Annotated in this window: 16 protein-coding genes; 4 read left to right on the forward strand and 12 right to left on the reverse strand. The window is 42.6% G+C overall.

What is annotated here, in order from left to right:
• From HFD85_RS19130 to HFD85_RS19145, 4 genes are all read right to left on the reverse strand, one after another.
• Nucleotides 1–999 (reverse strand): fasciclin domain-containing protein (locus HFD85_RS19130; RefSeq protein ID WP_167613513.1); only part of this gene is annotated, 999 nt, incomplete at its 3' end.
• A 293-nt stretch (nt 1,000–1,292) separates the two neighbouring features.
• The gene (ilvC, locus tag HFD85_RS19135; protein ID WP_167613515.1) at nt 1,293–2,768 is read right to left on the reverse strand and encodes a ketol-acid reductoisomerase; all 1,476 of its coding nucleotides are present in this window, start codon (nt 2,766–2,768) and stop codon (nt 1,293–1,295) included.
• 234 nt (nt 2,769–3,002) lie between these two features.
• On the reverse strand, nt 3,003–3,881 hold the full coding sequence (locus tag HFD85_RS19140; protein ID WP_167613517.1) for an AraC family transcriptional regulator: 879 nt from the start codon (nt 3,879–3,881) through the stop codon (nt 3,003–3,005).
• Nucleotides 3,882–3,899: 18 nt separating this feature from the next.
• Nucleotides 3,900–4,586 carry a porin family protein gene (locus tag HFD85_RS19145; protein WP_167613519.1) on the reverse strand — a complete coding sequence of 229 codons (687 nt, stop codon included), beginning with the start codon at nt 4,584–4,586 and terminating at the stop codon, nt 3,900–3,902.
• A gap of 124 nt (nt 4,587–4,710) precedes the next feature.
• On the opposite strand from HFD85_RS19145, the gene HFD85_RS19150 reads away from it, so the two are divergent.
• On the forward strand, nt 4,711–5,511 hold the full coding sequence (locus HFD85_RS19150) for a phosphatase PAP2 family protein (RefSeq protein WP_167613521.1): 801 nt from the start codon (nt 4,711–4,713) through the stop codon (nt 5,509–5,511).
• Between the two features lie 233 nt (nt 5,512–5,744).
• Here HFD85_RS19150 and HFD85_RS19155 read toward each other — a convergent pair whose 3' ends face one another.
• The 4 genes from HFD85_RS19155 to HFD85_RS19170 form a co-directional block, all read right to left on the reverse strand.
• Nucleotides 5,745–6,083: a cupin domain-containing protein gene (locus HFD85_RS19155; protein ID WP_167613523.1), complete on the reverse strand. Its 339-nt coding sequence runs from the start codon at nt 6,081–6,083 to the stop codon at nt 5,745–5,747.
• Between the two features lie 242 nt (nt 6,084–6,325).
• A complete protein-coding gene (locus HFD85_RS19160; protein WP_167613525.1) occupies nt 6,326–7,552 on the reverse strand; it encodes a transaldolase family protein in 1,227 nt (408 codons plus the stop codon).
• 209 nt (nt 7,553–7,761) lie between these two features.
• A complete protein-coding gene (odhB, locus tag HFD85_RS19165; RefSeq protein ID WP_167613527.1) occupies nt 7,762–9,009 on the reverse strand; it encodes a 2-oxoglutarate dehydrogenase complex dihydrolipoyllysine-residue succinyltransferase in 1,248 nt (415 codons plus the stop codon).
• Nucleotides 9,010–9,058: 49 nt separating this feature from the next.
• Nucleotides 9,059–11,791: a 2-oxoglutarate dehydrogenase E1 component gene (locus HFD85_RS19170; protein ID WP_167613529.1), complete on the reverse strand. Its 2,733-nt coding sequence runs from the start codon at nt 11,789–11,791 to the stop codon at nt 9,059–9,061.
• A gap of 180 nt (nt 11,792–11,971) precedes the next feature.
• Between HFD85_RS19170 and HFD85_RS19175 the strand changes: the two genes are divergently transcribed.
• Together HFD85_RS19175 and HFD85_RS19180 are read left to right on the forward strand one after the other, a co-directional pair.
• Nucleotides 11,972–12,415, forward strand: a complete 444-nt coding sequence (locus HFD85_RS19175; RefSeq protein ID WP_167613531.1) for a DUF4293 domain-containing protein — start codon at nt 11,972–11,974, stop codon at nt 12,413–12,415.
• A 37-nt stretch (nt 12,416–12,452) separates the two neighbouring features.
• Nucleotides 12,453–13,175 carry a nucleotidyltransferase family protein gene (locus HFD85_RS19180; RefSeq protein WP_167613533.1) on the forward strand — a complete coding sequence of 241 codons (723 nt, stop codon included), beginning with the start codon at nt 12,453–12,455 and terminating at the stop codon, nt 13,173–13,175.
• Nucleotides 13,176–13,416: 241 nt separating this feature from the next.
• Here HFD85_RS19180 and HFD85_RS19185 read toward each other — a convergent pair whose 3' ends face one another.
• From HFD85_RS19185 to HFD85_RS19200, 4 genes are all read right to left on the reverse strand, one after another.
• Nucleotides 13,417–14,295: a glycosyltransferase family protein gene (locus tag HFD85_RS19185; protein ID WP_167613535.1), complete on the reverse strand. Its 879-nt coding sequence runs from the start codon at nt 14,293–14,295 to the stop codon at nt 13,417–13,419.
• Nucleotides 14,292–14,903 (reverse strand): hypothetical protein, encoded by a 612-nt coding sequence (locus HFD85_RS19190; RefSeq protein WP_167613537.1) that lies wholly within the window; start codon nt 14,901–14,903, stop codon nt 14,292–14,294. Before HFD85_RS19190 ends, HFD85_RS19185 begins: the two co-directional genes overlap by 4 nt.
• A gap of 93 nt (nt 14,904–14,996) precedes the next feature.
• Nucleotides 14,997–17,798 (reverse strand): M16 family metallopeptidase, encoded by a 2,802-nt coding sequence (locus HFD85_RS19195; protein ID WP_167613539.1) that lies wholly within the window; start codon nt 17,796–17,798, stop codon nt 14,997–14,999.
• Between the two features lie 157 nt (nt 17,799–17,955).
• On the reverse strand, nt 17,956–18,789 hold the full coding sequence (locus tag HFD85_RS19200; protein ID WP_167613541.1) for an HAD-IIB family hydrolase: 834 nt from the start codon (nt 18,787–18,789) through the stop codon (nt 17,956–17,958).
• 305 nt (nt 18,790–19,094) lie between these two features.
• On the opposite strand from HFD85_RS19200, the gene dapB reads away from it, so the two are divergent.
• Nucleotides 19,095–19,811, forward strand: coding sequence for a 4-hydroxy-tetrahydrodipicolinate reductase (dapB, locus tag HFD85_RS19205; protein WP_167613543.1), 717 nt, complete (start codon nt 19,095–19,097; stop codon nt 19,809–19,811).
• Nucleotides 19,812–19,818: the final 7 nt, after the last annotated feature.

The following is a 19,818-nucleotide window of genomic DNA, read 5'->3' on the forward strand; positions in this document are numbered from 1 at the left end:
GTCGCCGGTTGCAATATCTACAACTGTTTCAGGACGCAGGTCGGGAAGTATCACCGTGTCGATAACGTGTACCACTCCGTTTTGCGCTTCAACATCAACAGCTGTAATGTTGCTCATTCGTCCGTTCGGATCGCTGATTGAGGCTCCGCCAACGAGATGGAAAGTAATTTCTTCGCCCAAAACTGTCGGGGCCATCATTCCGTCACTTAAATCGGTGCTCATTACCTCGCCTGCTACCACGTGCATTTTAAGCACGGCATCCAAAGTTTCAACCGGAATGTCGTTTAACGAAGCTAATCCCAGTTCGTTGAGTAAGGCAGCGAATGCATCGTTGGTTGGTGCAAATACTGTAAAGGGGCCTTCGCCACTTAAAATGCCTACAAAATCAGTAGTAAGGTCGCTGCGGGTTAATGCTGCAACAAGACTTGAGAAAGTGCTGTCGCCGGTTGCAATATCTACAACTGTTTCAGGACGCAGGTCGGGAAGTATCACCGTGTCGATTACGTGTACCACTCCGTTTTGCGCTTCAACATCAACAGCTGTAATGTTGCTCATCCGTCCGTTCGGATCGCTGATTGAGGCTCCGCCATCGAGGTGGAAGGTAATTTCTTCGCCCAAAACTGTTGGGGCCATCATTCCGTCACTTAGGTCGGTACTCATTACCTTGCCTGCTACTACGTGCATTTTAAGCACGGCATCCAAAGTTTCAACCGGAATGTCGTTTAACGAAGCTAATCCCAGTTCGTTGAGCAAGGCAGCAAATGCATCGTTGGTTGGTGCAAATACTGTAAAGGGGCCTTCGCCACTTAAAATGCCTACAAAATCAGTCGTAAGGTCGCTGCGGATTAATGCTGCAACAAGACTTGAGAAAGTGCTGTCGCCGGTTGCAATATCTACAACCGTTTCAGGAATTGAATCATTGGTCTGTGCCTTACCATTAGTCCAGGCCAGTAACATAAATAAAATTCCAAAAGTAAATTTGAGTAAATTCTGCTTCATAGTGTTTAACTTTTATCGTTTAAACATTAAACACTAAAAAATATTTTTTGTTTATTCTTTTGATTTATTTATTAAACATTTTTGAATTATCATATCATAATAAACTCATTTTATGACACTTAAAAAAATATATCTCTTACAAAAAAAAGCCCGCTCCTTAAATGGAACAGGCTTCAAGAGTAGTTATATGTAAGTCTGTTTTTTCTTCTACTTTTTCACGCCTCCGGCTCACCTGAGACGGAGAATCGAAGAATGAAACTTGAACGCAGAAAACAAACGTTCTTCGTTCTTATTTAAATGATCGACTTCATTGCACCCATCGCTTCACGCAATTCGGCTCCAATGATTTCCACGTCGTGGTAGCGAATCTCGTCGTTGATGTCAATCAACTCTTTGTTATCCACATGCGCATCTTTACCTTCGTTAAAGTTTTTACCGATCACATTGGTTTCAATTTTTGCCATAAAATCGGCCAGTAAAGGTTTGCATGCATGATCGAACAAATAACAACCATATTCGGCAGTATCCGAAATGGTACGGTTCATTTCAAACAGTTTTTTACGTGCAATGGTATTGGCGATAAGTGGCGTTTCGTGCAACGATTCGTAGTAAGCCGATTCTTCTTTAATTCCTGATTCGGTCATCACTTCGAAAGCCAGTTCAACACCTGCCTTAACAAAAGCTACCATCAGTGTTCCGTTGTCGAAGTATTCCTGTTCACTGATTTCAACATCGCCGGCAGGAGTTTTTTCAAAGGCAGTCTCACCGGTTGCAGCTCGCCATGTCAGCAGTTTTACGTCGTCATTTCCCCAGTCTTCCATCATGGTCGACGAGAATGCACCACTCATAATATCATCCATGTGCTTTTCGAAAAGCGGACGCATAATTTCTTTCAACTCAGCTGCCAGTTTATACGCTTCAACTTTTGCAGGATTCGACAAACGGTCCATCATATGCGTGATACCTCCCAGTTTCAAAGCTTCGGTAATGGTTTCCCATCCGTATTGAACCAGTTTTGAAGCATAACCTGCATCGATTCCTTTTTCCACCATTTTATCGAAACTCAGGATTGAGCCGGTTTGCAGCAATCCGCAAAGAATGGTTTGCTCGCCCATCAAATCCGATTTCACCTCGGCAATAAACGACGAATGCAAAACACCTGCTTTGTGACCACCTGTTCCGGCAGCATAAGCTTTTGCAATTTCAAGTCCGTCGCCATTCGGGTCGTTTTCGCGGTGAACAGCAATTAGGGTTGGAACACCAAAACCACGTTCGTATTCTGCACGCACTTCCGATCCCGGAGATTTTGGAGCTACCATAACAACGGTAATATCATCGCGGATTTGCATGCCTTCTTCCACAATATTGAAACCGTGTGAATAAGCCAGGCAAGCACCTTTTTTCATCAATGGCACTACTTTATTTACTACCGGAGTATGTTGTTTATCGGGAGTAAGGTTTAACACCAGATCAGCTTTTGGAACCAGCTCCTCAAAAGTACCTACTTCAAAACCGTTTGAAGTTGCATTTACATACGATGCACGTTTTTGCTCGATGGCTTCCTGACGAAGGGCATAGGCCACATTCAATCCACTGTCGCGCAGGTTCAGTCCCTGGTTTAATCCCTGGGCACCACAACCCAACACTACTATTTGTTTTCCTTTCAGTTTTTCAACACCGTTTGCGAATTCAGTTTCTTCCATGAAATCGCATTTTCCCAGTTGCTCCAGCTGAAGACGCAAAGGGAGAGAATTAAAATAATTTGCCATCTGATCTATTTTTAATTGAAAATAAACTTTATATGAACTCCATCCAATGAAATATTATAGCGGATGAAGAAGTATTTTACAAAGCAACAAAATTCCTGATAAAACGAAGTGTAAAATTACGTGTTTTTTAGGTAATTTTCATGGATTCAACTTTAAGCCTGTATTACATCATTCAAAACAGACGACTGTTTTTCAATGCGTTAAATCCATAACAAATTAGCACATTTTTAAGGATCATACTGCTTTCGAACGGTATTGAAGCGGAGAAATGCCGGTTTCGCGTTTAAAGAATTTGGCGAAATAACTTTGGTCGGGGAAATTCAGGCGGGAAGCGATCTCTGTTACACTGAGGTTTGTGTGCACCAAGAGGCGTTTGATCTCCAAAATCTGTTTGGCCTTTATGATTTGCGACGAAGACTTTCCGGTAAGCCGTGACACTGTTTGGGTAAGGTGATTGGGAGTAATGGCCATCAAATCGGCGTATTGCGCCACACTCAGGTTCTTCTCGTAATTCTCTTCCACTTTCTGATAAAACTGTTTAACAATCATGTGTCCTTTTCCGCTCAACACATTCTCCTCACTTTTATAGCGGGCGGCACAGTACGCTAAAATCAGATTAAGCAGCGATCGCAAAAAATTGATCGAGTAGTTCTCCCCTTTTTGCAGTTCAGCAATTCCGCTTTTAAAAAGGCTTTCAAGAAATTCCACATCATTTTTATCGCTCAGCAATAGTGGTGGATTATCCTGTCGAATGGTGAAGAAAAACGGAAACTCGATCAGCCGGTTCTGGTTGTTGTAATCGATGAGGTAAAACTCGGGAGTAAATATAAAAATGAAACCTTCGATATCGTGCGAAACCTCTATTTTATGTGCCTGCCCCGGCGACATAAAAAACACACACGGCGGTTTAATCTCGTATTTATTTCCGTCGATTACATGAAAACCCGAACCGCGCGCCAGGTACAAGACTTCAAAAAAATCGTGACGGTGCGGATACTGCACAGCAAAATGCCGGTTAGCATCAAAAACTTCAACCTGGAACTGCTGGCTTTCGCGATCGCCGCTGCTAAAGCTGCGAAGGCTGTAAACCGGTATGTTCTCAGCTGATTTCATTCTACTTTGTGGTGAGGTCTAATCCACTAAACTAAAGTGGTAGCCAACCGATAAACGCATCACGCGGCTTTTCATTTCAATGTTATCGCCCATTGACGCGATGTTTGGAATACCGTAATCGTATGAAACTGAGATGTCAAGTCCTCCAGGCGACAAGAAACCAAGCCGGCCGGTTAAGCCGTAATCCAGTCGTTTCATATCGTGTTGAGTTTCGTCGCTTCCCCATCTGATTTTAGCTTTTTCTTCAGCAGAAGCGCCTTCGATGGTTTGCATCGTTGTCCTGTTACCGAAAAGTCCGACTCCAACAAAAGGCCCTACACCAATGTAAACCTTATTCAAAGAGCGAAAACGGTAACGGTATTTCAGGTATAATGGAATATCAGCGTAATACAAATTAATGTTGTTTTCTACCGAAAGTGTTGATACCGCAACTTCCTGTTTTGCGCCTTTCGTGTCGAAAAGCAGGCCGGTTTCAACAACAAGTTCATTGCTTTTGTCTTTCGAAAGCACATAATCGAGGTAAGCGCCTACATGAAAACCAAATTTACCTGAATAAGTATCTTCGGCTGCCGAAGCTACGCTGCCCTGTTTGTAATCGACTTCGGTGTAATTACCACCACCTACAATACTTAAACTTTGTGCGAAAATGGTTCCTGAGAATAAAAGTAACAAAATAACAGTGAGGAGTTTGAATTGGATTTGCATTGTTGGTCATATTTTTAGTTGTTCAGCCAAGATAATCATAATTTGTAAAATTTAATCTTTACCGAAAAAAACGGGCAAGAAAATTACGGGTAGCGGCATAGCTCTATTTTCTTATTTTTGATGCATGAAACAAAAAACCGGATTTGTTACAATCACCATATTTTCGATGATTTTCAGCCTATCCACGTACGCCGGGAATCCGCTTCGAACGCTGGATCCTGCCTTGAATTGTTCGCTGGAAAAAGTGAGTTTGTTTCATAACGATTCTATTCATAACCTGAATTTCAAATACACCGACCGAAAGCGGGGATTTAAGCCATACATTGCTCCCACCGTTTTGATTGCAAGTGGAACGGCTCTTCATTTTTCAGATGCCAAGTACCAGTTTAACGACTGGGTGCAGGAAAACTTTCGCTACGAGGGTAGTTTGGATGATTACCTGCGTTTTGCACCGCTGGCTGCGGTTTATTCGTTGAATGCAGTCGGAGTAAAAGGGAAAAATAATTTTGGTAACCTGACGGCAATTTCAATAAAAAGTTTTGTATTGAATGACCTGATCGTGTACAGTTTGAAAAAGGCAGTAAATGAGGAGCGACCATCAGGAGGGACACACTCCTTCCCGTCAGGACACACTTCGGTGGTATTTGCTTTTGCGCAGATTATGCATCACGAATATGGCGAACAGAGTGTCTGGTACAGCGTTGGTGCTTATTCCTGTGCCGCAACTGTTGGCGTAATGCGAATTGCCAAAGGTGCCCACTGGGCGTCAGACGTGCTGGCAGGTGCCGGAATCGGCATGTTATCAACCGAACTCGTTTACCTCACCCATCAGTACAAATGGGACTGGGCACACATAAAACAGTTCGATATTTTCCCGTTTTCAGTTGGGCCGCAAAAAGGATTGACGGTGGTTTATAATTTTTAGCCGCGAGCTATTAGCCACGAGCTTCTAGCAGGTGGATGATGAATGATGAATAAGCTCGCATGAACGCACGGGCAGGAATTTTTGATTGCAGATGTTTTCTTGCAAAATCAATCTTTCAGTTAGAAGTTGGCAGTAGGCAAAATTGCAGTAGGCAAAAGCGATTTAAGCATTCTTGCATTAAAGCATTCAATCCTTCAATCCCTCAATCCTTTTTTAAAACTGTGCCTTTACCGCTACTTCAAAAAATCTTCGCGGACAGGATTAAAACTATCAACCAAACGCGCGGTTTTGCTCAGCAACTTAATGCTGTGCATTTTATAGGGAGGAACCGCAAACATATCGCCGGCTTTCATAGCTTGATCGGGCTCACCTTCGCAATAAAAAACGATTTCACCTTCGGCAATGTAACTGGTTTGTTCGTGCGGATGATTATGTGGCGGATCGGCATCAGGCCATGGTCCACCTTCAAAATCTACGATCACCGTCATTAAATTTTCGGTGTGAATAAGCTTGCGTTTAACCCGCTCGTTCACGTGTTCGTAGGGTACTTCATCAAATTTCAAAATCGACATATTTGTTGTTTTCGGCTAAAATATGAAAATGGAAGGGAATCTAAATCTTCAAAGCCATTTAAATAAGGTTGGTGTTAGCAGTAAAGAAATTCTACTAAGGTTAAAAGGAAAAATAAGGTTTTGAAGCATCCTTCACAAAACCTTATTTTCAAAGAAAACCTTAGTAATGCTAAAAAGAAATGAATCCAACCTTATTAAAACAATTCTTTACAATCTTGTTAAAACCGATGCAATGATATTGTCTAAGAAGTGGTAATTATTTTTCTGATCCGTTCATCCAGTTCAGCCTGATCGGCAGTAAAACTTGCCAGTCCGGCTAAGTTCAGCAATGTATCAATCGCCAGTTCACCACTTTCTATCCGGTGTGCCCAGCGTTCGTGTTTTGGTATTTTACCATCATCGGCAATAAACTTCAAGTCGCGCTCGCTAAGATACGGGAACATGTCGCCGCATCCAGCCTGATGAACCCGATCGATGAGTTCATTGCCTGATTTAGGACAATCCTTGTCCAGACTTTTAGCCAGTTCAAGTTCCTTGTCAGTCACATTCCATATCTTTTCGGGAGCATAAACCACTGCCTCATCTGTTAAATCAACCGGGTAAACCACACCCACCTTTGACGAAAACTTACCGCTGAGATTCAATTTACCTTCCGATGCCACTTTTGTTGGCATAGTAAAAACATCGGTTCCGGCCAGGGCATCCAGCTGATCGAAATTGCGCAAACTTGCTGCGATCAGTTTTGTAGGTTCGGCGTTCGTTTTGGTTAATTCGGTAATATAACGTTGTGATGAGATTACGGCACGTTCACCACCGCCTTCACCACTTCCAAGGCTATTATCTTTTATGTAGGCTCCGATCCTCCCAAGAAAAACATTGCAGTAATTGGGTTTGGTTATCGCCGCCACCATCACATTTTGCCGCGCTGAAAATTCGAGCGTAAAATTGATTTTTACACCCAGTTCGCGCAAACGGCGCGCTCCCAGCAATCCAACTGCGGTGTAAGGCACCTTCACAATAAATTGCTCCGGATTAATATCGTGATACCGCAGGCCATAATCGATGATCGCATCAAAATTATGGGCAGTATTGGTGTGCAACTCCACGCTAACCTTGCCTCCAAATTTCTTTGCCAGCCGCATTCCGTGGCGCGCATTCAGGATAAAAGCAATTTCAACGATCTGTTCTTCCAGTGGCAATTCACTTACGATGACTTTCGCCTTCTCAATAAAATCGTCGTAAATACCTTTTTGGATTTCTTTGTTAACGAGCGTATTATTCGTTGTCAACGCCGTCATTTCAACCGACCAGTTTTTCTCTGCTTCGTCCATATCTCCGGTATCGAGCCAGAGTTCGGTACCTGCATTGCGAAGTCCCTGCCAAAACGGATCAGGCACAGCAGCTGCTTTCTCTTCATTAATTCCGGTCAGCACAAATTGTTTGATTTTTTGTTTCAACGAATCGTTCATGATGCCTGTTTTTAATTTCTTTTGAATTTACTGAATTCAAAATGCTACTCCAAGAAAGGATGAGAATTTTATAGCACGGAACTTAAATTCATCGTAAGCATTGAAAAAGGATGGCATCTGTAATTGAATCAACTCATATGGATGCCATCCAAAAAAAAGAACCGTTCCCTGGGAAAGGAACGGTTCTCTAATATTATGTCAGAATAGTTTTAAATTCCAAGCAACAACTCGCCGGCATCTTTTCCGTTGGTAAACATGCGTTCCGGGTTTTCGATCATTTCCTTCACTTTTACCAGGAAGCCTACCGAATCTTTACCATCGATAATGCGGTGATCGTAAGAAAGTGCCACGTACATCATCGGGCGGATGACCACCTGGCCGTTTACGGCTACCGGGCGCTCAACAATGTTGTGCATGCCCAAAATAGCGGATTGCGGCGGGTTGATAATTGGAGTTGAAAGCAGCGAACCAAACACGCCACCGTTTGTGATGGTAAATGTTCCGCCAGACAATTCGTCCACTGATATTTTTTTTGTTCGGGCTTTTTCAGCCAGTTCTTTTATTTCAAGTTCAATTTCCGGAATCGATTTACTTTCGGCATTACGAACGATCGGCACCATTAATCCTTTTGGTGTAGAAACCGCGATACCAACGTCAACAAACTGCGGCATTACAATTTCGTCGCCATCGATCTGTGCATTTACCATCGGGTGAAATTCAGCAGCAACAGCAACGGCTTTGGTAAAGAAAGACATAAAACCGAGTTTGAAACCGTGCTTATCGATGAATTTCTGCTGATAGGTTTTGCGCATGTCCATCACAAAACTCATATCGATTTCGTTGAAGGTTGTGAGCATCGCTGTTTCATTCTTCACCGAAACCAAACGGGCACTCAGTTTCCTTCGCAGGCTCGACATCCGTTCACGGTCTTCATCGCGGCTCGCCACTTTCTTCGGCATAAAAGTTTCAGCCGATTTTGGTGCTTCCATCGCAGCTTCCACCTCTTTCTTACCCAAACGTTTCAGGCCACTGATCACATCGTCGACCGAAAGACCGTGCTCCTTCATCATTTCTTTGGCCACTGAAGTGACTTTCACTTTGTCAAACTCTTCCGAAGCTTTTACTTCAGTTGCAGGTGCAACTTCTTTCTTTTCCTCTGGCTGTGCCTCTTCCTCAGCCTTCGCCTCAGCCTGTGCCGCTTCCTTTTTAGGTGCCGGAGCAACGCTGGTATCGATGGTACAAACAACGGCACCTACTTCAACACTCTCGCCTTCGGCCGCTTTGTGAGCAATTTTTCCGGCTTCGCTGGCAACAATGGTAAGTGTGGCCTTATCCGATTCAACCTCGGCAATTTCCTGGTCTTTTCTAACAACAGCACCGTCTTCAACAAGCCAGCTGCCTATTTCTACTTCGGTTATTGATTCTCCCGGACTGGGAACTTTAATTTCAACGATCATGGTTTTATTTTTTCGCTATAAGCGTTTTTGTCTAAAAAACTGAGCTCGATTAAATAACGACTTCCTTTGGAATAAAAATGCTTTCGATGATTTTATCCAGGCTTTGTTTGTGTTTTTCCATTAAACCTGCTGCCGGACTGGCACTTTCAGGTCGGGAAACCACTTTTAAACCAAGCTCCGGAAGTTTTCTGTTGATAAACGGCCAGGCTCCCATATTTTGTGGTTCGTCCTGCGCCCATATCAACTCATCGGCTTTCTTGTATTTTTTCAGGATATTTTCAATCTCTGTAACCGGAACCGGATTGATCTGCTCAATTCGCACAATGGCAATATTATTTATCGCATTTTCGGTTTGATGTTTGGCCAGATCGTAATACAAGCGGCCACTGGTAAACACAACCTTTTCAACCAAATCGGGTTCAGCAGTAGCATCATCTATCACCTGGCGGAAACCACCTTCGGCAAATTCACTGAGTTTTGAAACCACCATCGGGTGTCGCAACAAACTTTTTGGGGTGAATACAACCAGTGGCAAACGCACATCCATTTTTACCTGGCGGCGCAGCAGGTGGAACATATTTGCCGGTGTAGAAGGCACTACCACCTGGATATTTGTATTGGTGGAAAGTTCGAGGAAACGTTCAATTCGTGCACTCGAGTGCTCAGGTCCCTGTCCTTCGTAACCATGTGGCAGGAACAAAGTCAGCCCGTTCATCAGTCCCCACTTTTCGAAAGCCGAAGTGATGTACTGGTCGATAATTACCTGCGCCACATTGTGGAAATCGCCAAACTGTGCCTCCCAAATGGTTAAACCGTTTGGCTGTGCCAGTGCATAACCATATTCAAAGCCCATCACACCATATTCCGAAAGCAGCGAATTGTAAACATTAAAAGCTGCCTGATCTTCGGAAACATGTTTTAACGGATAATATTTTTCTTCGGTTCCTTCAATTACAAATGCTGCGTGCCGGTGTGCAAAAGTACCACGTTCGCTATCCTGCCCGCTCACACGAACCGGATGACCCTCGGCTACCAGCGTTCCGTAAGCCAGCAACTCACCCATTGCCCAATCCAGCCGATCATCGTGGATCATCATTTTACGATCGGAAATTATGCGGTCTACTTTTTTAAAGAAAGGCAGATCATTCGGCAGGGTATAAATCTTCTCTGCGATGGCTTTCAGGAACTTTTTATCGACACCTGTTTCAATCGTTTCAGCAAATAATGCCTTTGATGGCATTTGATATTTATCATATTCGCTGACAAGGAATTGTCGAATTTTCAATTTATCGATCTTTTCAGAAGCCTTGTATTTTTCTTCCAGAAACTGATCGAATTCTTTTACTTTTTGCTTCGATTCTTCCTGTGTCATCACACCCATTTTTGCGAGTTTATCGGCATAAATATCACGCGGATTTTTATGCTTTGCGATGGCTTTGTACAACATGGGTTGTGTGAAACGGGGCTCGTCGCCTTCGTTGTGTCCGTATTTACGGTAACATAAAATATCGATAAATACATCAGAATGAAACTTCTGACGGAATTCCATGGCCAGTTTTATCGTGAAAACCAGGGCTTCCACATCGTCGCCGTTCACATGAAAAACGGGTGAACGGGTAACTTTGGCAACGTCGGTACAATAGGTACTCGATCGTGCTTCGAGGTAGGGCGTGGTAAATCCAACCTGGTTGTTAATCACCAGGTGAATTGTTCCTCCGGTTTTGTAGCCCGGTAGCTGCGACATTTGGATGGTTTCGTAAACCACTCCCTGCGCAGCAATTGCAGCATCGCCATGAATGATGATGGCCGCTGCCTTATCGTAATCTCCTTTAAAAGTGGCTTCAATCTGCGAACGCACCATGCCTTCCACAATCGGGCCAACAGTTTCGAGGTGCGACGGATTGGGCAACATTTTCAGTTTCACCTGTTTTTTAAAGTCGGTGGTAACCACATTTTCGTAGCCCAAATGGTATTTCACATCGCCCTGAGCGATATCGTCTTCAAATTCTTTTCCATAGAATTCCTTAAAAATATTCTCGTAAGGTTTTTCCAGAATATTGGCCAGTACATTTAAGCGGCCACGGTGAGCCATCCCGATCACAAACTCTTCAATTCCAAGTTCCGAACCACGTTCGATCACCGAATCAAGAGCAGGAATCAGTGCTTCGGCACCTTCGAGCGAAAATCGTTTTTGTCCCACAAACTTTTTATGAATGAAGTTCTCGAACCCAACAGCCAGTTTCAGGTGGTAAAAAAAGTGCTTCCGCTTTTCGTCGGTATACGATTCCTTATTTTTGGTGCTCTCCATCTTTTCGCGCAACCACTGAACCACTTCGGGGTGACGCATGTAAACGTACTCCACACCCACCGATTCACAATAGGTTTCTTCGAGATGCGCTAGAATATCTTTCAATTTAGCCGGACCAATGCCAATCTCGTTACCTGCCTGAAAAGTGGTTTCCAAATCCTTTTCTTCGAGGCCAAAGTTCTCAATTGCCAGCGTTGGCAGGTATTGCCTTCGCGCACGAACAGGGTTTGTTTTGGTAAACAGGTGCCCGCGTTGACGGTAACCAAGTATCAGATTAAGAATTGCAAATTCTTTGTCGATATTATCGAGTTTTACTGCGGTAGGTTTTTCGGGATAATTTTTACGGGCGAGTTCAAAGCCTTGGAAAAAATGCTGCCAGCTAATGTCAACCGAATTCGGGTCTGCCAAATACGATTGGTAAAGGTCCTCGACCGCCTCTAATTCCTGATTTCCCAAAGAAGAAAATTTATCCATTATTGATTTTCAATTAACATTTGATTGATATTGAGAAAAACAAAGCTTGGTTTTTATTGTTTAGCCGAATAATCAAATTTTACAGCTAAAATAGCGGTTTATTCGCTTTTTTTCTAATCGGCATATTATTTGGTTTTGAGAAAGATTTGGATTGGCTATTTTTGCTCAAAATTTGAAAACATGATACAAAGAATTCAAACTGTTTATATTTTGCTTGCCGGCATCCTGGTAGCTACACTTTTAAAATTGAAATTGGCAGATATTTCAGTGAATGACGAGCTCATGCAGTTTTTCGCGAAAGGCATTACAAAAGGAGAGGAAATTGTATTCAGTGGCCTCCCCATCCTGATATTTATCGCACTTATTACTGTTCTGCACCTGGCCGTGCTGTTTCTATACAAAAAAAGAATTCTGCAAATCAGGATACTGGTATTCACTATTATTCTTTTACTCGGACTATTTGGGATGTTCTTTTACTTTACCTATACGGGTTTCGACAGCCCCAAAGTAGCTTTTAAGATTCCGGTGGCATTTCCGCTGGTAGCAGTTGTCCTCGATTGGATGGCCATCCGCGCAATTGGTAAAGACGAAGCATTGATCAGAAGCCTTAACCGCATTCGATAATCCGGATTCGAAATTTCAACTCATTAAAACCTACACCATGGAAGCCATGATTTTTGCTGCAGGACTTGGCACCCGCTTACAAAGCGAGACTTCCGATAAGCCCAAAGCGCTGGTTGAAGTAGGTGGAAAACCGTTGATCAGGCATGCCATAGAAAAAGTGGTGAATGCCGGGGCAACAAAAATTGTGGTGAATGTGCACCATTTTGCGGAATTGGTGAGCGACTACCTGAAAAGTGAGGATTTTGGGGTTGAGGTTTTGATATCGGACGAAACCGGACGTTTACTGGAAACCGGTGGCGGACTGAAAAAAGCAGCTCCGCTTTTTTCGGGGAATGATCCCATACTGATTTATAATGTGGACATCCTGAGCGATCTGGATTTGAAGCAGGTTCTGAAAACGCATCTGGAAAATGAGTCACTGGCTACTTTAGTGGTCAGGGAACGGGAAACCAGCCGCTACCTGAAATTCGACGATGAAATGCAATTGTCGGGTTGGATCAATAAAAAAAGCGGAGAAACCAAAGTTTCAAGGCCAGAAGCTTTTTCAGCATCAAGAGAACTGGCATTTAGTGGTATCCACATTGTGCAGCCCGAAATTTTTAATTACATCCCCCAGGAAGAGCGTTTTTCAATTATTGACTGGTACCTGGAACTGGCAAAAACCAAAACGATTAAAGGTTATTTCGACCAATCGAAACTGTGGATGGACGTTGGTAAACCAGCAGAGCTGGAGGCAGCGAGAAGGTTGTTTAGCGTTTAGAGTTCAGTGATCAGTCGCAGTCACAGTTGCAGTCATAGTTTGCAGTCGCAGCTGACAGAATCGATTTAAGCGTTAAAGCATTTTCGCATTCAGTCCTTCAATCCGTCAGTCCTTCAGTTGGCAGTTGGCAAAGTTGCAGTTGGCAATCGCAGTCGCAGTTTTCAGTCACAGTTGGCAGAAGGGAGTTAAGCATTGCGGCAATACAGCATTTACGCATTCTAGCACTCAAACCGTCAATCCCTCAGTCAATCAATCTGTAATTCCTGTACTCAAACAAGCGCACTCCAAACCACTTTTCAATGCGGTATAAAATCCGGTATTTCAATTTCATATTTATTTTACTGAGTTCGGGTTGAAAGTCCCAGTTTAAACGCTTAATACGTTCTTGCATGATTTCAGGATGTGCGCCTTCGAAGCGCGCCAATGCATCGTATTCAGCTCCGTAATCAAATTCCTGCTCGGCCGCTTTTTTACGGGCTTCTTCCTCCGAAATACCATCGTAGAATGCCTTAACTGCTGCTACTTTTTGTTGCATTTCTCGCGGATGGCGTACCCAACCATAGTGGTAAATTTCGGCAGGCACCTGAACAACACTCAGTTTCTCACCTGCTTTTCGAAATCCCTGGGCATCTTTATATGAACGAATGGTTTTATCATTTCTGATCACGCGAATTTCTTTTCTGTACCAGTGCCGGCAATCGCCAACATAATCATACGAGCCAAAGAAGTGACGGTAATCAAAAAGCAGTCCTTCCACTTCATTTCGCCCCAGGTTATCCTCCATGGCTTTTTGTACAGCGGGCAGGTATTTTTCATGCAGAACTTCATCGCCCTGAATGTAAAAACACCAGTCGTATTCAGCAGGGATTGCGTCCAGAGCCTTGTTGGTTTCGTCGGCATAAACACGGCCGCCTTCTTTTAAAGTTTCATCCCAAATAGTATCAACAATCGAAATTTTTTCGGGAGCAATCGACCCAATCAGCTGGCGGGTTTCATCGTCGGATTTACCAACAGCCACCACAAAATGGTCGCACACAGGAAGCACCGATGAAATGGCTTCCACAACCGGGAAATCAAATTTAACGGCATTTCTTATAAAAGTAAATCCACAGACCTTCATGCTTGCGCTTTTTTCTTCACTAAATAATAGTAGAGAAGAAACTCGATGGCGGAAATAAACATCAGGGTATCGCCCAAAAGTTCGAGTCCTTCTTCGGTAGCAGCTTTTGCCAGGCGGTAATTTTCGTCGTTGTACAAAATGCGCCAGAATTTGGAACGCCCCATCAAACGACTAAAGACCAGTGTTATCAGTAATCCCGATAAAAACCAATGTGCCGCCGGGTTCCTGAAAAAAGCGATACACGACTGCTTTATCTTTTTGAAATCGCGAATAAACAAGAGGACAAAAATTACCAGCACCATTAATACCGGATAGATCCATTTATCGATAAGAAAGTTGAATTCGCGGATAAAAGCCATCAGAAAAAACAGGGATACAAAATTGCTGGTCACGCGAATCTCGGTCCATTTATAACCAATAAAAATATAAATCACGAAAAGCAGGAATAGTAAGGTTTCCTGCCCGATCTCGGTAAAAGTAAGTTCGCCGAAGAAACCTTCTTCCATGGGATGGATGGCATCGAAATAAATTCCTTGTGCCATGCCATACAAAAGAAGTCCGTAAACGAGAATTCGTAAGACAACAAAAAATGGTGAATAGATCTTCATATGTTCGATTTCGAGCACCTAAATTATAATTTTTATAGCACAAAAAAAGCCGGAGAACCTGAATTCTCCGGCTTTACTATCTTTCAAACTATTTTACTCAGCAGGTGCCAGTGCAACACTGATAACGTTTTTAAAATCGAAATACTCGTTAAACGCTTTTATTGTCGACTCAACACTTAAATTTTCAACGAGTTGATTATAGTTTCCAAATTGCGAAAAATCACCATTCTTTATGTAATAGGTGTTACTTAAAATATTCATCCAAAACCTGTTCTCGCGTAATTGCACTTCACGCTCGCGAAGTAATTTTTCCTTAGCCGTGGCAATTTCCTTTTCAGTAGGCCCGTTTTTAGCATAATCTTGGATGATTTTGAATACCGCCTGCTTTACTTCATCTAACCTATCGGGAGCAGTTCCATAAAAGATCGAGAAAGTATATTCTGAATCAGGGAATTTTGCAGTTGAAGCCGATGCTCCAGGACTATAAACGCTACTCATTTCTTCCCGAATTACTTCATTCAATTTGGCTTCCATAATTTTATTCACTGCATTCAATTGAATCTGGTTCTGAGCATTGTAATCGAAATCGCCATGAAATATGATATACTGAATACCTTTGTCTTCCTGCCCTTTGTGAACTACTTTGTTTACAACTCCTTCAGGTTTTTCGATTCCAAGATCCACCCAGTTCTCCTGCGTATTCAATGTTGGAATTCCTCCGATGTATTTTTCAACCAGCGGTTTAAAAGTTTCCAAATCGATATTTCCTACGAAGAAGAATTTAAAATCGGATGCATTCTTAAAACGCTCTTTACCAATTTGCTTGATACGATCGAACGATACTTCATCCAAACGTTCAACCGATAACGGTTTTTCCCGTTCGTTGTAGTTTGACATAACCACATTTAAGGTGTCGCGGAAATTGGCTTCAGGCGACATGGATTTGTTCTCAAGAACAGTAGCATATTGTGTCATCAATGATTGAAAGCTCACATCGTCGAAACGTGGTTCTGTAAAGTAAAGGTACAACATCTGCAAAAGCGTTTCGGCATCTTTTACTGAAGATGAACCGTTAAATCCTTCGCGCAATTCGCTGATATAGGGCGACAAACTGAACACTTTATCCGAAAGCATTTTATTCAGTGTGATCTCATCGAAATCGGCAATTCCACTCTCACCCATCACATCGGTGGTAAAATCAACCGATACAACATCATTGTTCGGATACAAGGAACTTCCACCCAAACTCCAGGCGTTGAACAGAATTTCGTCGTCTTTAAAATCGGTGGTTTTTACAACGATTGTTGCACCATTTTCCAGTTTCCATTCAACAGCATCCACCTTATCCAGTTTGTTCTCAGCTGTAACTTTACTTCCAAATGGCTCGTCGGATAACAACGGAACATTGGCAACTGCATCAACATAAGGCTCAACCGCTGTATTTTCAACTTCATCGAGTAAGGCAAGAACCTCTTCTTTAGTCGGAACAATTGTTTTTTCGTTATCAGGAGCAGTGATAACCACCACCCGATTGTCCTTGGTTACCCAGTCTTTTGCCAGTTGATTGATCTCTTCAACTGTAATGCCCGGAACAAATTCCTTGTAATAGGCATACTCATTTTCCATGCCCGGAAAATATTCTTTGGTCATCAGGAAATTGCGCAAATATTCGTTGGCATAACTAATCGATTTGGTATTGTTACGCTCGTTATAGGCTTTTTCAATATTATTCAAAACGGCCGTTTTCTGACGCTCAAGCTCTGTTTCGGTAAATCCGAATTTTTTCACGCGCTCGTTTTCAAGTAAAACTTCTTTTATGCCGGTAGTAATTTTATCGCCTTGTGTTACAGCAACCGAAGTATAGGTGCTCAATGGGCCAATCTGATGTGAATAGGCCGACTGTCCGGCCAAAAATGGAGGATCTGCCTGCTGTGTTTTTTCCGCCAGTCGATTGTTAATCATGCCTGTATAAAGGTTCTCCATGATTCGTTTACGATAATCAGCCAGGGTACTTGCAGTTTCAAGCTTGTGTTTATAATACACATAGGCAATCGGATACTGTGCTTCTTTATCGGTAACAATGCTTACCAAATCTTCTTCATTACCCGGAATGTCAAAATATTTCTTTTGCCTTGGATTTTCTTTTGGAGGAATTGCCGAAAACTTTTCCTTTATTTCAGCTACCATAGCTTCCTGGTCGAAATCACCAACCACGATCAACGCCTGCAAATCCGGACGATACCAATCGTTTCTGAACCTTCTTAAAACTTCAGGCTCAAAGTTTTTAAGAATATCAAGCTGACCAATGGGTAAACGGTTGGCATATTTCGAATCTTTCAGAAATACGGGCAACCATTCTTTACGCATTCGGTCGTTCGCACCTCTTCCCAAACGTTCTTCTTCTATAATAACACCGCGTTCGGCGTTAATTTCTTCATCTGAATCAGTTACCTGACAGGACCAATCATACAAAACCTGCAGTCCCTTTTCAATATATTCAGGCTCGTCGAGAGGCACTTTCAGCATGTAAACCGTTTCGTCGAAACTGGTGTAAGCATTAATTTCCGGACCAAATTCCATTCCGATCGATTCGAAATAGTTGATCAACTCATGTTTCGGGAAGTTTTTTGTACCATTAAACGACATGTGCTCGCAAAAGTGCGCCAGTCCCTGCTGGTCGTCATCTTCATCTACCGAACCGGCCTTAACCACCAGCATCAGCTCTGCGCGGTTTTCCGGTTCGCTGTTGGCACGAACATAATAGGTCATCCCATTGTCAAGAACACCTGTACTAACTGCCGGATCTTCAGGCAGCTTGTCACTTAATTTAAAATCAGGCTGAGCAGCCAGCATCAGCGAACTCAGCAGTAAAAATGTGCTAAATAAAAATTTCATGTTTCTATAATTGTAAATTTTGTATTGTGTAATGTGAAAACCGATTGAGAATAAAATCTTACGACATAATGTGAGTTTTAATTCACAAACACTTTTCATTGTAGATGGTTCTATTGAAATTTAATAATGTGTCTGAATTCTTATCGAAAGTTACAATTTATTTTAGTAATGATTGAACTAGTATTGCAAATGCATCCTTTTGGTTACTCGGAACCAACGGATAACGGTCTTTTATTTCTTCGGGCGAATTGGCGGTAAGAAACGAATGGCGTGTTGTTTCGAGCAGATCGAAATCGTTGTAGTCGTTCCCAACTCCCAAAGTTTGCTCCGAAGTAATGCCATGACGCCGGCAAATTTCCAAAACACCATTCCCTTTTGAAACTGAACGATGAAAAACTTCGAGCCAGATGTAGCCTTTTGTGATGGGCGATGAAGCGCGAATCACCCGGATCTCGGGACAAAGCGCTTCAATATTGCTTTTTAGTTGCCGGAAATGATCTTCATTCTCTTTCAGAATTACCAGAAACTGGCACAATTGTCCGTTGGGCAAAGTGTTCACTTCCAGTTCGGTGGCATGGGCCTTATTAAACTCGAAATAACGTTCGAATTCTTCACAAGGCTGTGCACCCCTGAAATAAAAATGCTTGTGGTTATCAGGTACAGGGTAAAAAGCGTGAAAATTCAACTGCTCCTGAACGAAATAGTTAAGCAATTTAGTGGCCGATGATTCAATGATATTCTGGCTGTAAATGTGTTCCTGTTTTTGCCAATTATAAACTCCGGCTCCTGATGAAAAAACGATGTAATCGAAAGGTACCTCCGGATTCAAGACATCCATTACCTTTTTAAGGTTTCTTCCGGTTGCTGCTACCCGTATTATTTGTTGTTCACCGAGTTGTTCCAAAGCGAGTAAATTTGCCTTGCTAACACTACGGTCGTCGCGCAGAAAAGTACCGTCCAAATCGGTTGCTACCAGTTTAACGTTTTCCATGTCTGTCTGAATTCGCTGCAAAAATAGCTTTTTTACAACCATTCTGAATGCGTATTGGATAAATTTAGAGTTAAGGTGTTTGACAGAAAAAACGCTGTGTTTATCGAAATCTTTTTAAGTTTGAAACCGAGGTTCTTAGATTTGTGTATTATTATATCTTTGTGACTTATTTTTAAAAAAGACAAGAGATTATTAGTATCAGGTATTGAGACAAAAATTCGAAGTGACAGGAAAAAGTGGACGGACAGATAGCACCGTTATTCTTCTCAATACGCTGTACTCACAACTCACAATCAGAATTTAAAATGAAAATTGCACTAATTGGTTACGGAAGAATGGGAAAGGAAATCGAAAAAATCGCCCTCGACCGCGGCCATGAGATCAGCTTAAAAATCGATGTCGACAATCAGTCGGATCTTACCCTGGAAAACTTAAAAAAATGTGATGTGGCCATCGAATTTACGATTCCAACATCAGCTATTAACAACTATAATTTGTGTTTCGAAGCCGGTGTGCCTGTAGTTAGCGGAACAACCGGCTGGCTCGACCGGAAAGAAGAAGTTTACAACAGCTGCCTCGCGAAAGATGGCACTTTTTTCTACGCCAGTAATTTCTCGGTAGGTGTAAACCTGTTTTTCGAACTGAACCGAAAACTGGCCACCTTAATGGCCGGGCGCAGTGAATACGGCGTTGAGATGACCGAAGTACATCACACGCAAAAGCTGGATGCACCAAGCGGAACAGCAATCAGCCTTGCTGACGATATTTTGGAAGTGTTGCCTTCGAAAAATGCCTGGGTAAACGACATAACTCCGGCTGAAAACGAATTGAATATTAAATCGGAACGCGAAGGACAGGTTCCGGGAATACATACCGTTAAGTACGAATCGGATGTGGATTACATAGAAATTACCCACAGTGCAAAAAGCCGGAAAGGTTTTGCATTTGGGGCAGTTCTGGCCGCCGAATTCAGTAAAGAAAACAAGGGTATTCTTAGTATGAAAGACTTACTTAAAATTTAAAATCAGA

It is taken from the genome of Maribellus sediminis, assembly GCF_011799805.1.
Lineage (GTDB): Bacteria > Bacteroidota > Bacteroidia > Bacteroidales > Prolixibacteraceae > Draconibacterium > Draconibacterium sediminis_A.

Coding starts and splice junctions, on each gene's coding strand:
- HFD85_RS19175 (WP_167613531.1), top strand. CDS start 11,972: ATGATACAAAGAATTCAAACTGTTTATATTTTGCTTGCCGGCATCCTG.
- HFD85_RS19180 (WP_167613533.1), top strand. CDS start 12,453: ATGGAAGCCATGATTTTTGCTGCAGGACTTGGCACCCGCTTACAAAGC.
- HFD85_RS19145 (WP_167613519.1), bottom strand. CDS start 4,586: ATGCAAATCCAATTCAAACTCCTCACTGTTATTTTGTTACTTTTATTC.
- HFD85_RS19185 (WP_167613535.1), bottom strand. CDS start 14,295: ATGAAGGTCTGTGGATTTACTTTTATAAGAAATGCCGTTAAATTTGAT.
- HFD85_RS19170 (WP_167613529.1), bottom strand. CDS start 11,791: ATGGATAAATTTTCTTCTTTGGGAAATCAGGAATTAGAGGCGGTCGAG.
- HFD85_RS19160 (WP_167613525.1), bottom strand. CDS start 7,552: ATGAACGATTCGTTGAAACAAAAAATCAAACAATTTGTGCTGACCGGA.
- odhB (WP_167613527.1), bottom strand. CDS start 9,009: ATGATCGTTGAAATTAAAGTTCCCAGTCCGGGAGAATCAATAACCGAA.
- HFD85_RS19150 (WP_167613521.1), top strand. CDS start 4,711: ATGAAACAAAAAACCGGATTTGTTACAATCACCATATTTTCGATGATT.
- ilvC (WP_167613515.1), bottom strand. CDS start 2,768: ATGGCAAATTATTTTAATTCTCTCCCTTTGCGTCTTCAGCTGGAGCAA.
- HFD85_RS19190 (WP_167613537.1), bottom strand. CDS start 14,903: ATGAAGATCTATTCACCATTTTTTGTTGTCTTACGAATTCTCGTTTAC.
- HFD85_RS19140 (WP_167613517.1), bottom strand. CDS start 3,881: ATGAAATCAGCTGAGAACATACCGGTTTACAGCCTTCGCAGCTTTAGC.
- HFD85_RS19200 (WP_167613541.1), bottom strand. CDS start 18,789: ATGGAAAACGTTAAACTGGTAGCAACCGATTTGGACGGTACTTTTCTG.
- HFD85_RS19195 (WP_167613539.1), bottom strand. CDS start 17,798: ATGAAATTTTTATTTAGCACATTTTTACTGCTGAGTTCGCTGATGCTG.
- dapB (WP_167613543.1), top strand. CDS start 19,095: ATGAAAATTGCACTAATTGGTTACGGAAGAATGGGAAAGGAAATCGAA.
- HFD85_RS19155 (WP_167613523.1), bottom strand. CDS start 6,083: ATGTCGATTTTGAAATTTGATGAAGTACCCTACGAACACGTGAACGAG.